The organism is Candidatus Vampirococcus lugosii, assembly GCF_018420025.1.
In the GTDB taxonomy this organism is placed as follows: domain Bacteria; phylum Patescibacteriota; class Gracilibacteria; order Absconditabacterales; family Absconditicoccaceae; genus Vampirococcus; species Vampirococcus lugosii.
This window is the reverse complement of sequence record NZ_JAEDAM010000026.1, coordinates 1-14,747: the sequence shown is the minus strand read 5'-3', so window position 1 is coordinate 14,747 and position 14,747 is coordinate 1. Positions and strand designations below refer to the sequence as shown.

11 protein-coding genes and 1 CRISPR repeat array are annotated in these 14,747 nt (G+C 19.4%); of the genes, 7 read left to right on the top strand and 4 right to left on the bottom strand.

Going from position 1 to position 14,747, the window contains the following annotated elements; genetic code table 25:
• Positions 1 to 849 precede the first annotated feature (849 nt).
• From VAMP_RS02770 to VAMP_RS02755, 4 genes are all read right to left on the bottom strand, one after another.
• Entirely contained in the window at positions 850 to 1,329 is a 480-nt protein-coding gene (locus tag VAMP_RS02770; RefSeq protein ID WP_213348985.1) for a Kazal-type serine protease inhibitor family protein, read from the bottom strand.
• Between the two features lie 497 nt (positions 1,330 to 1,826).
• Positions 1,827 to 2,078 carry a hypothetical protein gene (locus VAMP_RS02765; protein ID WP_213348983.1) on the bottom strand — a complete coding sequence of 84 codons (252 nt, stop codon included), beginning with the start codon at positions 2,076 to 2,078 and terminating at the stop codon, positions 1,827 to 1,829.
• Entirely contained in the window at positions 2,036 to 2,257 is a 222-nt protein-coding gene (locus tag VAMP_RS02760) for a hypothetical protein (protein ID WP_213348981.1), read from the bottom strand. Before VAMP_RS02760 ends, VAMP_RS02765 begins: the two co-directional genes overlap by 43 nt.
• A 12-nt stretch (positions 2,258 to 2,269) precedes the next feature.
• Positions 2,270 to 2,431, bottom strand: coding sequence for a hypothetical protein (locus tag VAMP_RS02755; protein ID WP_213348979.1), 162 nt, complete (start codon positions 2,429 to 2,431; stop codon positions 2,270 to 2,272).
• Here VAMP_RS02755 and VAMP_RS07030 point away from each other — a divergent pair.
• The 7 genes from VAMP_RS07030 to VAMP_RS02720 form a co-directional block, all read left to right on the top strand.
• A complete protein-coding gene (locus VAMP_RS07030) occupies positions 2,410 to 2,664 on the top strand; it encodes an integrase core domain-containing protein (protein WP_213348720.1) in 255 nt (84 codons plus the stop codon). The genes VAMP_RS02755 and VAMP_RS07030 overlap by 22 nt on opposite strands.
• 63 nt (positions 2,665 to 2,727) lie before the next feature.
• Positions 2,728 to 6,354 carry a type V CRISPR-associated protein Cas12a/Cpf1 gene (cas12a, locus tag VAMP_RS07025; protein ID WP_213348976.1) on the top strand — a complete coding sequence of 1,209 codons (3,627 nt, stop codon included), beginning with the start codon at positions 2,728 to 2,730 and terminating at the stop codon, positions 6,352 to 6,354.
• A gap of 25 nt (positions 6,355 to 6,379) precedes the next feature.
• Positions 6,380 to 9,856 carry a hypothetical protein gene (locus VAMP_RS02740; RefSeq protein WP_213348974.1) on the top strand — a complete coding sequence of 1,159 codons (3,477 nt, stop codon included), beginning with the start codon at positions 6,380 to 6,382 and terminating at the stop codon, positions 9,854 to 9,856.
• A gap of 12 nt (positions 9,857 to 9,868) precedes the next feature.
• On the top strand, positions 9,869 to 10,417 hold the full coding sequence (cas4, locus tag VAMP_RS02735; RefSeq protein WP_213348972.1) for a type V CRISPR-associated protein Cas4: 549 nt from the start codon (positions 9,869 to 9,871) through the stop codon (positions 10,415 to 10,417).
• Between the two features lie 25 nt (positions 10,418 to 10,442).
• A complete protein-coding gene (gene cas1, locus VAMP_RS02730) occupies positions 10,443 to 11,399 on the top strand; it encodes a type V CRISPR-associated endonuclease Cas1 (protein WP_213348970.1) in 957 nt (318 codons plus the stop codon).
• A gap of 11 nt (positions 11,400 to 11,410) precedes the next feature.
• Positions 11,411 to 11,689 (top strand): CRISPR-associated endonuclease Cas2, encoded by a 279-nt coding sequence (gene cas2 / locus VAMP_RS02725; RefSeq protein ID WP_213348968.1) that lies wholly within the window; start codon positions 11,411 to 11,413, stop codon positions 11,687 to 11,689.
• 297 nt (positions 11,690 to 11,986) lie between these two features.
• A CRISPR array of direct repeats spans positions 11,987 to 14,212; the repeat unit is 36 nt; unit sequence CTTTATAATTCGTATAATATTTCTACTTTTGTAGAT.
• 90 nt (positions 14,213 to 14,302) lie between these two features.
• Positions 14,303 to 14,747 (top strand): AAA family ATPase (locus VAMP_RS02720; protein ID WP_213348966.1); only part of this gene is annotated, 445 nt, incomplete at its 3' end.

The window sequence follows — 14,747 nt, the reverse complement described above, 5'->3', positions numbered from 1 at the left end:
AAAATAGATAATATACATATAAATAAAGTAGAACAAATAAATGAGCTTCAAGAAAAAATATTTAAATTATTTAAAATAAAATTATAAAATTTGTGTAGTACACAAATCTATTTTTATTTTCTTCCAAATCCTTGTCTAAATCAAGGATTTAGAAATTTTGTTCTACAAAGATGAGGTTATACAATACTTTTAATACTTTTTTATTTTTTAAAAAATATCTACTAATTTCTGATAAAAAAATATTTTTTTGATAAATTTCCACTAATTTCACTCTTTTTTAATTATTTTATTAACTATATTCTCATAACTTTTTAGATTTTTATACCAAAATATTTATATCAACTTATCAGAATTCTATTTAACCAAGTGTGACAAATTTATCTAAAGCTTTTCTTAATATTAAATCAATTTCAAAAATTATTAATTATTATCTTCCTTTTGTCTTTTGATAAATAACAAGCTCTTTTTTATGATTCTATTTATAAAAGACTTAATATAAAAATTTTATTTAAGAATTTTATTTCAATTTTTTTGATATTATATATATTATCTAAATCAATTTATTATCAAATATAAAAATAAATTGATTTTTTTGTTTATATGTAATATTATTTATATAATATTTTAATTTTTTATTAAAAAATACGGAAAATTTTACTAATCTTTATGAAATATCAAAAACTTTGAGATTTGAAATTAGCTATTTTTTGCTTACAAAGATAAATTTAAATACTCCAATTATATATATTTTTTTAATTTTTCAAAAAAAAATTAAGAAATAAAGTAGTTTTAGTATACTTTATTTCTTAATTTTAAAAACAAAAAACTAATATTATACCCAAAAATCATTTACTCATCCAAATAATATCAATCTATATTTAAATCTTCTTCTAAAATTTTATCTATATAATCATTTAAAGATCTTAAAATATATCAAATCATACTATACCTTCTAGATGAAACATCTAATTTTTCTAATCTATTTTCAAAATTATCTATTATATTTCAAACACGCATAATTTTTTCTTCATCAGTTCAAACAAGACGACTAAACATTCGATCTAATTTACCAAAAACATATTCTTGTATCTTACTCTCCATTTTTACAGATAAGCATTCTCATTTATAATAAACTTTAACTCATTCATTTTTTGCTTTACACTCATTTCTATAAGTTTTTGAATCATATCAACATACAGGCTCATAATCTTCATTACAATCAATATCACCACCATTAGTAGGTTTATCTTCAAATAAAGTATTATTAGCACTAGTTAAAGAAATTGGAATACAACTTAAAAGTAAAAATAATAATAATATTTTTTTCATAAAAATTGAAGTTTATATATATAAATATACTATAAAATATAAATTGTTCTACATAAAGATTTTATAAATTTATAGTGTATATTAATATTATACTTTTTTTTAAAAAAATCAAGTCTTTTTTTGAGATTTTTAGAAACAAGTCTCTTCCCAGTCAAAACTATCCCAGGGCTCATCTAGAACCAACTCATCATTAAAAACATAGTTTTGAGAAGACATATCTTTCACCTTTTGATGGAGTGTTTACAGTCATATCCAAACTTTAAATAAAGTCGGACAAACTAATTGTATTGTTTTTACAAAAAAAATCAAAATTTTTCTAATTTTCTGCAGTAATATGAAATATTAAAAACTTTGAAAAGTTAATTAAGAACTAATAAAAACAATAAATAAAAAAGGTGGAATTAGTGGAAATTTATGAAAAAATATGTATAAAGGAGACATTAAAATTAAGTTTAAATGCTTTAACCTCATCTTTGTAGAACAAAATTTCTAAATCCTTAATTTAGACAAGGATTTGGAAGAAAATAAAAATAGATTTGTGTACTACACAAATCTATTTTTATTTTAAATAATTTAAATATTTTTTCTTGAAGCTCATTTATTTGTTCTACTTTATTTATATGTATATTATCTATTTTAAAGTAAACTTTACTTACATTTTTTAATTCAGTTAATAATATATATTCTTGTAATAAATCTTTAACTTTTAATCTAAAATCTTGAAGTAAATAATAACTAATAAAACACATAAAAATATGTCATTTAACTCTTTTAATTCATTTACTTTTGATTGTAGTGTAGATTTATCATTTATATTTCATTCCAATATTTCTATACTTATAGGATATCAATTAGTATCTGTTACTAATCATATATTTACTTGCAATCTATCATTTCTTTTATCTCTACTATATCAATATTTTGCCATTTCAACAGCTTTTTATTCAAAATATGTACTCGTAATATCATATAAATATAATTTACAATTAGCATCTTTTCTTTTTTTGAATAATTTATTTTCTATATCATTTTGATTATCTTCAAGATAATCTATTGCTTTATATAAATTATTATCATCAATTGAAATATTGTCTTGAAGCATGAACAAAGAAAAAATACACAAAAGTAAAAAGACCACAAACAAACGGTAAAGCTGAAAGAGTAATAAGAACATTAATGGATATGCGACATAGTAAAGAAACATTTATTTCAAGAGAAAATAGAAAAAAGTCTTTAAAAAGGTTTGTAAATCGATATAATTGTGTCAAACTTCATAAATGAATTGATAATAAAACACCATATGAAATTATAGATGAGTTTTATCACTGAAAATAAAAAAAACTGTAAACAACTCTACTATTTCTTACATATAATATTTTAATTTTTTAAATAATAAATATGGAAAATTTTACTAATCTTTATGAAATATCAAAAACTTTGAGATTTGAACTAAAACCTATTTCAAATACATTAGATAATCTAAAAAAAGATTGAATTATCCAAAAAGATAGACAAGTACAAGTAAATTATACAAAAATAAAAGATTATTTTGATGATCTACATCGTAAATTTGTAAAACAAGCTTTACAAAATATTTATCTAAATCAACTAGAAGATTTTTATAATTCTTACATTGAATTAAATAAATCTCCAGAAAATAAAAAAAATAAAAAATTACAAAAAGAATTTGAAAAAATATCCAAAAATTTAAGAAAAGAACTTGTAAAGTTTTTTGAATCTCAATGAAATAAGTGGAAACAGAAATATTCTTTTCTTAAAAAATGATGAATTTCAGTTTTGAATGAAAAAGAAATTTTAAAACTTATGTGAGAATTTTATCCAGAACAAAAAGATTTATTTGCTAAATTTGATAGATTTTTTACTTATTTTGCAAATTTTAATGAATCTAGAAAAAATTTTTATGCTGAAGATGGCAAAGCAGGAGCAGTTGCCACGAGAGCTATTGATGAAAATTTAATCACTTTTATTAAAAATATTCAAGATTTCCAAAATTTTAAAAATAATTTTCCAGATTTTATAAAAAATAAATTATCACAAGATGAAAAAGCTATTTTTGAATTAGATTTTTATAATAATTGTCTTTTGCAAGATTGAATTGATAATTATAATAAAGTCTTATGAGGTTATTCATTAGACAATTGAGAAAAAATACAATGAATAAATGAAAAAATAAATCTATTTAAACAAAAACAAATTCAATCTAATAAAAAAGATATAAAATTCCCAAAATTTAAATTACTTTATAAACAAATTCTTTCGGAAAATTTAAAACAAAATTTTATAGAAGATATACAAGATGATAATGAACTTATAGAAAGTATAAAAATTAGTATCTCAAAAAATAAACAAAAAGTTAATCAAGCTAAAAATTTGATAAATTCTTTTGTTGTAGAAAATAAAAAATATGAATTAGATAAAATATATATTACTAAACAAGCAATTAATACAATTTCAAGTAAATATTTTTCTGGATGGGATTATATTAGATGATTTTTTGGTAAATGAGAAATTGCTGATTTTGTAAATTTTGCAGAACTAAAAAATATTCTTGAAAATATTCCATACCAAAAACTTGAAGATGTATTTAAACATATTTATATAAATAAAAATATAATTTTTGAAAATAAAACTATTTATGAAAATTTTCTAAATATATTTAACTATGAACTAAATAAAAATATTGATGAATTAATTAAATATGAACAATCTTTAAATACTATTCTTTCAAATTTTGAAAAAAATAAAGATAATATATTAATTATCAAAAATTATTTTGATTCAGTTTTGTCAGTTTATAGTATGATGAAATATTTTGTATTAGAAAAAAATAGAAAAAAAGTAGAAGATAAAGAAACTGATAATAATTTTTATAATGAATTAAATGATTATTATACAGATTATGAAATATGGAAAGATTACAATTTGATAAGAAATTATTTGACCAAAAAGAAAATAAAAACTGATAAATTTAAATTAAATTTTGATAATTCTCAATTTCTTACTGGTTGGGATAAAGATAAAGAAAAAGAAAGACTTTGAGTAATTCTAAAAAAAGATTGAAATTATTATTTATGAATTTTGAAAAATAATAATTTATTTAAAAATTATGAATATACTTGATGAGATTTTTATGAAAAAATGAATTATAAACAACTGAATAATGTTTATAGACAATTACCAAGATTACTTTTTCCATTACAAAAAAAATTAAATTCTCTTACTTGAAATGAACTAAATAAATATTTATCAAAATATATTGAAAATTTTTGATATAATCAAGAAATTGCTGATATTAAAAAAGAATTTGATATATTTCAAGCAAGTAAAGAACAATGAGAAAAGTTTGACCCTACAAAATTAAAAAAACTTATTAATTATTACAAAAAATGATTATTGTTTCTTTACTCTGATAAATATGATTTATCTAGTATTGAATCAAAAGATTATAATGATTTAGCTACATTTTATCAAGATATTGAAGAAAAAATGTATTCTCTTAATTTCTCAAAAATTGATTCAAGTTTTATTGATTTTAAAATACAATCTTGAGAACTATATCTTTTTCAAATATATAATAAAGATTTTTCAAAATTTAAAAAATCTTGAAGTAAAGAAAATATTCATACCAAATATTTCAAACTTTTGTTTGATCCTCAAAATTTGGAAAATTTGGTAATAAAATTAAGTTGATGAGCAGAAGTTTTTTTCAGAGATAAAACTGATGATTTAAATAAAAAACTTGATAAATCTTGAAAAGAGATAATACAACATAAAAGATATTCTCAAGATAAAATACTTTTTCATATTTCTATTACATTAAATGCAAATAAATGAGATAAATATTATTTTAATCAAATGATAAATGAATATCTATATAAAAATAAAGATATTAAAATTATTTGAATAGATAGATGAGAAAAACATTTGGCATATTATTCTGTAATTGATAGAAATTGAAAGATCTATGAAGTAGATACTTTGAATATAGTAAATAAAATTAATTATTTACAAAAATTGGAAACTATAGAAAAATCAAGAAAAGATGCAAGAATATCTTGGTGAGAAATAGAAAATATTAAAGAATTGAAAAATTGATATATTTCTCAAGTAGTAAATAAATTAGCTGATTTAATTATAAAATATAATGCTATTATTGTTTTTGAAGATTTAAATATGTGATTCAAAAGATGAAGACAAAAAATTGAAAAACAAGTTTATCAAAAACTAGAATTAGCTTTGGCAAAAAAATTAAATTATCTAACTGATAAAAATAAAAAACTTGATGAAATTGGTTCTTATCTTAAAGCTTGGCAATTAGTGCCAAAAGTTAACGATTATCAAGATATAGCAAAATATAAACAATCTTGAATAATGTTTTATACTAGAGCAAATTATACTTCTACTACTTGTCCAGTTTGTTGATTTAGAAAAAATGTTTATATTTCAAATTCTGCTACAAAAGAAAAACAAAAAAAATTTTTTGAAAATGTAGATATTAGTTTTGATTGAAATAAATTTATTTTTGATTACCAAATTATACAAGACAAAAAGAAAAAGCAAAATACAAATAAAACTAAATTTAATATCAATAGTTTAAATAATAGATTAAAATTTAATACAAAAAAAATGGAAGTTGAAGAAATTAATATTAATGATTGATTAAATAATTTATTCAAAAATGAAAATATAGATTTGTATGGAAATATAAATAAACAAATATTTGATAAAGATGCAAAATTTTATAAATCTTTGACTTTTTATTTCAATTTGCTTTTGCAGTTGAGAAATTCAGATAGCAAAAATGATATAGATTATATTATATGTCCATCTTGTGATTATCATAGTCAAGATTGATTACAGTGAAAAAATTTTAATGCTGATGCAAATGGGGCATATAATATTGCTAGGAAATGAATTATGATTTTGAATAATATTGATGATAATATTGAAAAACCTGATTTATATATTTCTGATGATGATTGGGATAAGTTTGTACAAGATTAAATTTTTAATTAATTAAAATATTATTATGACAAATATAAAAAATTTACAAAATTTGTATGAGGTAAATAAAACAGTTAGGTTTGAGTTAAAGCCTTATTTTGATGAAGAATTAATTAAACCAAAATATGAATGAAATTTAGATGAAAATTTAAAAAAATTTGTTGAAATTTATGAAAAAATACTTTCAATTTTTCCAGAAATAGTTTTTAATTTTAATAAAGAAAAATTAAATAAAAAATTAAAAATAAAATTTAGTTTTTTAAAAAATTATACAAAAAGAGAATTTTATGATAAAAATATTATATTTCTTAAAAAATGAAATAATCAAATTGAAATTTGAGAAAGTAAAAAATTAGATTATCTATTAGATAGATTTAAAAGTTTTGAAAATGATAATAATTTTTTTTTAGGAAAAATTAAAAATTTATGATTTAGAAATCAAGAAGATAAAGCCAGAAATTCAGATTTGAATTATTTTTTTTATCAAATTTCAAAAATAACAAATTTTAATTTTTTAAAAGAATTATTTAATAATATAAATATAGAAGAAGCAGAAATATCAAAAAAAATTAATGATATAAAAGAAAAAATTAAAAAAACAGAAAAATTAATTATAAATATTGAAAAACATCTTTTGCCAAAAAATTCATGACAAGTAATTGAAAAAGCAAGTTTTAATTATTTTACCGTAAACAAAAAACCCAAAAATTATGACAAAAATATATTAGAAAAAGAAAAAGAAAATAATAAAAAATTAAATGAATTTACTTATTTTAATAAAAAAGAGAGAAAAATAAAAAACATATTTAATATATATAATATAAAAAATTCTTGATTTTGTAAATATATTACAAGTGATATTTGAGATTTAGAAATAAAAAGAGCATATGAATTAATGAAAGAATATAAAACAGAACAAAAATCAAATTTTTTAAAATATTTAGAAGCAAAAGCAAAATGAGAAAATATTGATTTAAATATTTCATTATATAATGATATTTTTGATAAAGATCAATATAAAAATATTTTAGATTTAACAAAGGCTATTTTAATTTTATCAACAGCAAAATCAGATATTTTAAATATTAAAAAAGCAAAAAATAAAGAGCAAAAAAATGAAGAAATAAAATATAATTTAGAAAAATATAATAATGAATTTTGAGAAAAATTTTGAGAAATAGAAAAAGAAAATTTTTTTGAAAAAATAACAGAATTAAAAAAAGAAAGATGACAATATTTTTTTGAATGAAATAGAAAATGAAAATTTAAATTTTATAAATTTAAAAACTTTTGTAATGAATACAAAAAAATTGCAACGGAATATGGTAAAATAAAAGCACTTATAAAATCAATTGAAAAAGAAAAAATTGAAGCTGAAAAAACAAATAGTTGGGCTTTAATTCTTGAAAATAAAAATAATAAATATTTACTTACTATTCCAAGAGATACAAAAAAAGAGATTTCTAAATACAAAACAAATTTAAATCAATCAAAATATTTTATAGATAATTTACAAAATGAAAATAATTGAGAATGGATTTTATATAAATTTGAATCATTTACTTTAAGAGCTTTGGATAAACTTTGTTTTTGAAAAGAAGTTGAAAATATACATTGAAAATTAAAAGAAGTAGATAATTCATTTAGAAAAGATTTATATAATTCATTTAGAAAAGAAGTAGACGATTCATTTAGAAAAAATTTAAATAAAAATATATGTAAATATAAATATAAAATTTTTTTTAATAAATGAAAATTAAAAGATAAATTTGAATTCAAAAAACAAAATTGAGAAAATGATGAAAAATTGCTTATAGATTTTTATAAAACTGTATTAAATCTTGAATCAACAAAAAAACAAATTTCTATAAAATATTTTGATTGATTTGATGATTTTATAAAAAAAGATTTTGAAAATTTAGAAAAATTTGAAGAAGAATTAAAAAAAGTTTGTTATAAAAGAGAAAAAATTATTATATCAGATAAAACAAAACAAGAAATTATAGAAAATTTTGAAGCAAAACTTTATAAAATTACCAATTATGATTTAAAAAAATATGATGAAGAAGAAATAAAGAAATTAGAAACAAAAAAAGAATTCAAAAGAGAAAAACCAAATAATTATACTAAAGTATGGTGGAATTTTTGGACTGAAGATAATGAAAAAGAAAAATTTCCTATTCGTATAAATCCAGAAATAAAAATTAGTTTTATAGAAAAAGACAAAAATTTTGAAAAAAAATATTCTTGATTGAAATTTAATAGAAAATTATATGATAGATATATTTTAACAACAAGTATTACACAAAATTCTTTTAATAAATCAATTGATTTAAATTTTAAAGAAACAGATGAAATTTTAAATTTTTATAATAAATATAACAAAGATTTTAATAAAGAAAATTCTTTTAAATATTTTTATTGACTTGATAGATGAGAAAATGAACTTGTAAGTTTATGAATTTTTGATTTTTCAAAAGAAAATAATAAATGAGTAAAAATTAAAGTTTATGAACTAAATGAAAAATGATTAAAAGCTACAAATGAAAAATGAACTCCAATTTATAAAAATTTATCATATTATACTTTTGATACACATCCAGATTTTTATGATGAAAAAGAAGTTTCATGTATAGATTTAACTAAAGCAAAATTTATAAATGGAAGAATCTATTTAAATTGAGATTTATCAACATATTTAAATTTAAAAATAGCTTCAGCAAAAAGAAAAATTTATGATCTAGTATATGCCAAAAAAATTAAAGATTATAAAATTTTGGATGATGATTATAATATAACTATAAATTGTATAGAAAAAAAAGAATTTTTATATTATTATAAAGAAAATGTTATTTGTTCAAAGGAAGAGATTATAGAAGAATTACAAGAATATTTAAATAAAAATAAATTTGATGAAAATGAAAATAATATTTCTATTTTAAAAATAAATAATTTAAGAAATGCAATTTGTGCTAATATGGTTTGAATAATAATATATTTGCAAGAATTATATCCTTGAATGATATTTTTTGAAGATTTTGAATTATCCAAAAAACAAAATGATTTTGAAAAAAATAATACAACTTTATGAAGTAGAATAGAAGAAAAATTATTACAAAAATTTTCTTCACTATGAAAAGTCCCTCCAAATTATAAACAAGTTTTTTCTTTTCAAAGTGATAAAAAATTAGATCAATTATGAATTATTTGATATATAAATAAATATAATACTTCAAGTGCTTGTCCTGTTTGTAATGAAAAATTATTTTGACATTGAAAATGACCAAAATTTGAAAATTCAATGCATCATTACAAAGAAAATAATTGAATTGATTATTGAAATAACTTAAAAAAAGCGAAAAAAACAGAAAATAATACTTGTAATTATCATATGAAAAATAAAAGACATTGATTTGATTTCATCAACTCTTGAGATGATCTTGCTACTTACAATATAGCTAAAAAATGAATGGAATATATTAAAAAACAAATTAATTCATAACCAAAAATAAAAATGCAAAACTATATAAAAATTTCTACACTTAACGACTTTATCTTTTGCCCAAGATCTATTTATTTTCATGAACTATATGCCAAATACAATACCAAAAATTATCATCAAAAAGCTCAAACTCTAGGTAAACACAATCACGAAAATATAGATAAGGCAAAATATAGCACTTCCAAAAATATATTACAATGAATTTCTGTTTTTTCAAATAAATACCTACTAACTGGGAAAATAGACCTTTTTGATTTTGTTAACAAAACTTTAATAGAAAGAAAAAGTAAAGTTGTCAAAATTTATCAAGGTTATATCTGGCAAGTATATGCTCAATATTTTTGTATGATAGAAATGTGATATGAAATAAATAAAATAAAAATACATTCTTTGCAAGACAATAAAAATTATGAGATTAAAATTCCTTGAGAACAAGAAATTCAAGATTTTGAAAAATTAATAAAAGATTTTCAAAACTTTAATTTGAATTCTAAATTCAATCAAAATTTTAAAAAATGTGAAAAATGTATATACAATGAATTGTGTGATTATTACAAATAATTTTTAACTCATAATTAACTCAAAAATGCTTTCTTATAAAGATTTTGAAGAAAAACAAATAGTTGTTATTACTAGTGATGAATTTAAGAACTTAAAACTCAAAAATGATAATATCGCAATTTATCAAGATGAAAAATTAGTAAATCAAGCATCTTGTTACAAAATTTTTTATTTATTTGTAATATGAGATTGTACTATTACTACTAAATTAATAAATAAATTATTAGAATTTGGGATTAGTGTTTATTTCTTAAATCATAATCTTGCTCCTAAATTTTTGATATGAAATCAATTAGAATGAAATTTTTTGTTAAGACAAAAGCAATATAATTTTGATCAAGAACTTATGCTTTCACAAAAAATAGTAAATAATAAAGCAGAAAATCAACTTTCTTTATTGAAAAATATTAGAAATAAAGATGAAAAAATAAAAGAATGAATAAATAAAATTAAAATTTTGATTAAAAATCTTAATAAAACAGAAAATCAAGATTCTTTGAGATGATATGAATGAAATATTTCCAAAATATTTTTTGAAATATATTTTAAAAATTTGAATTGGTACAAAAGAATGCCTAGGACTAAAGTTGATCCTACAAATTTACTTATGGATATAGGGTATACTTTTTTGTATAATTTTATAGAATCAAATTTAAATCTTTATTGATTTGATATTTATAAATGATTTTATCATCAAATGTTTTTTCAAAGAAAATCTTTGGTTTGTGATTTAGTAGAACCTTTTAGGTGTATTGTAGATAAACAAATTGTAAAAATGAATAATTTGAATCAAATAAATGAAAAAGATTTTAAATTTGGAAAAGGAGAATACTGGCTTCCTTGGAAAAATAGAAATTATTATGTAAAATTATTATTGGAACCGATATTGGAAAATAAAGAATGAATTTTTAAGTTTTGTAAAAGTTATTATAGAGCATTTGTAAAAGATGATTTGGAAGAATTAGATTTTTTTAGTATTTAAATTAAAGTAAAATGTTGATAGTGTCTTATGATATAAGTAATGATAAAGTGAGAACAAAATTTTCCAAATTTTTAAAAAAATATGGTAGGAGATTGCAATATTCAGTTTTTGAGATCAAAAATAGTCAAAGAATTTTAGATTTAATTTTGGTAGAAGTAGAAAAAATTTTTGCAAAATCATTTCAGAATACTGATAGTATTCTTATATTTGGTATGTGTGAATGATGTAAAAAGAAAGTAATTAGATATTGATATGCAGTAAATGAAGAAAGTGATTTATTGTTTATGTAGATTTATATTAAAAAAGTTTGCAAAATAAGAATAAATTATTATAATGAATAAATACGAATTATATAAGAAGATCATTAAAAGATATTATATGAAATATAATAATACGAATTAGAAAAAAACAAAGATAGAAATAACGATGTGGATTGTAAAGTGTGATTATATGGAATAATATGCAAAATATAAAAAATTGCAAACCTATAGTCTTTATAAAAATGGATTGGCGGTCCAACTGGGTTTCGGAAGCTCGGATAAAAATCTGTATGCTCCCGAAACTCTAGTAAACAAGCCAAAATCGGTCTTTATAATTCGTATAATATTTCTACTTTTGTAGATCATTGTTTCAAGACTAACAAATTTTCAAACTTTATAATTCGTATAATATTTCTACTTTTGTAGATTTGTCCAGTTTGGCATTTTAAATTTAATTCTTTATAATTCGTATAATATTTCTACTTTTGTAGATATATCATAAAGCTTGTAAAGTTGGAGTTACCTTTATAATTCGTATAATATTTCTACTTTTGTAGATTGACCAAGCATATTTATCTTATTTTATGACTTTATAATTCGTATAATATTTCTACTTTTGTAGATAATAATAAATTTCACATATTGTATCATAATATCTTTATAATTCGTATAATATTTCTACTTTTGTAGATTACTATAATGATTGAACAACATTGCCTAAACTTTATAATTCGTATAATATTTCTACTTTTGTAGATGTGTTGTCTCATCACCAATATTAACATAACTTTATAATTCGTATAATATTTCTACTTTTGTAGATTATAATATGCAAAATGTCAGTCCCAAGCTTTATAATTCGTATAATATTTCTACTTTTGTAGATTTTTATACTTTTCAAGATGCGACAGGACTTTATAATTCGTATAATATTTCTACTTTTGTAGATCTTGCTTGTTTTAATACAGTTAATACATCTTTATAATTCGTATAATATTTCTACTTTTGTAGATTAATAGTTTCTTATATCTGGAGTATTCTTTATAATTCGTATAATATTTCTACTTTTGTAGATTTTGGCGACGCTTTCATCAACCTTATACTTTATAATTCGTATAATATTTCTACTTTTGTAGATAAGCTCTTCTGTAAGAACTTGTATTTTTTCTTCTTTATAATTCGTATAATATTTCTACTTTTGTAGATATTGGGTCAGTATCTGGGCGGGTTCATCTGCTTTATAATTCGTATAATATTTCTACTTTTGTAGATGGTTTGAGATGTTGAATTAACTAATACAGCTTTATAATTCGTATAATATTTCTACTTTTGTAGATCATTTAAGTCCCAACAATGTAGTCAATCTTTATAATTCGTATAATATTTCTACTTTTGTAGATGTATTTCTGTTACTAGGATGCTTTTGATTACTTTATAATTCGTATAATATTTCTACTTTTGTAGATTTAAGTTGATTAAATCATTAATTATTTCTTTATAATTCGTATAATATTTCTACTTTTGTAGATTAACTCTGCAATACTATCTGATATAGTCTTTATAATTCGTATAATATTTCTACTTTTGTAGATAAATAATATTCTCTATAGTGTATTTATGCTTTATAATTCGTATAATATTTCTACTTTTGTAGATATTAACTCGGCTTCACATAAATTCACAACTTTATAATTCGTATAATATTTCTACTTTTGTAGATAAGAAAAATTTTTATGATGAATCATATCTTTATAATTCGTATAATATTTCTACTTTTGTAGATCAAAGCTAGGTGAGAAATCACACTTGATACTTTATAATTCGTATAATATTTCTACTTTTGTAGATTCTGTTTTGTGTAATATATAGCTTCAATAACTTTATAATTCGTATAATATTTCTACTTTTGTAGATTGTCTTCGCCCCATTTTATCCAAATAGTTTCTTTATAATTCGTATAATATTTCTACTTTTGTAGATTCTATGCCACGATTATATTCAGCATTCTTTATAATTCGTATAATATTTCTACTTTTGTAGATCTTGTATTTGACTTAATGTTGCATAATGACTTTATAATTCGTATAATATTTCTACTTTTGTAGATCTTTCATATCATATATATTAATAGTTAACTTTATAATTCGTATAATATTTCTACTTTTGTAGATTCTCTCTTCTAATATTCTATTCAATACATCTTTATAATTCGTATAATATTTCTACTTTTGTAGATAGCTTATGAATCATTTTTGTAAGTGATATACTTTATAATTCGTATAATATTTCTACTTTTGTAGATTCAAATAAATCAATAACATCATCCATCTTTATAATTCGTATAATATTTCTACTTTTGTAGATTTTTTGAGCAATAAAGCAAAAAAATATTCTTTATAATTCGTATAATATTTCTACTTTTGTAGATTTAATAGCTATTTTATATATTAATAACTTTATAATTCGTATAATATTTCTACTTTTGTAGATAACTGAGTCCAGCAATCATCAACATTACTTTATAATTCGTATAATATTTCTACTTTTGTAGATGGAACCGCCCGGGCGGGAAAAAAATATTGATTTTGGTAAAGAAAAAATTATAATGAAAGAGATTTAGTAATGTTAAAAAAAAATAGAGAAATGAAAAAAATAGCGATATGAATACAAGATTTTAGAGAATTAATAACAAGAAATAGTTACTATGTAGATAAAACTAAAACAATACATAATTTATTGATAAGTAATAAATATTATTTTTTATCTAGACCGAGAAGATTTGGGAAATCATTGACATTATCAATGATAAAATATTTATATATGTGAGAAAAAGAATTATTCAAAAATACATATATTTATGATAAACGAAATTTTGAAGAAATAAATCCAGTAGTGTATATGAGTTTTGCAAGTTATAATGAATTTAAAGATATAGAAAAGTTTATAAAACAAAAATTAGAAATATATATAGAAGATAAAATATATAATTTAGAAGATTTTGTAGATGATTTTGATTTATGATATTTAGCAGAGAAAATATATGAAAAAACAGGAAAACAAGTAGTAATATTGATAGATGAATATGATA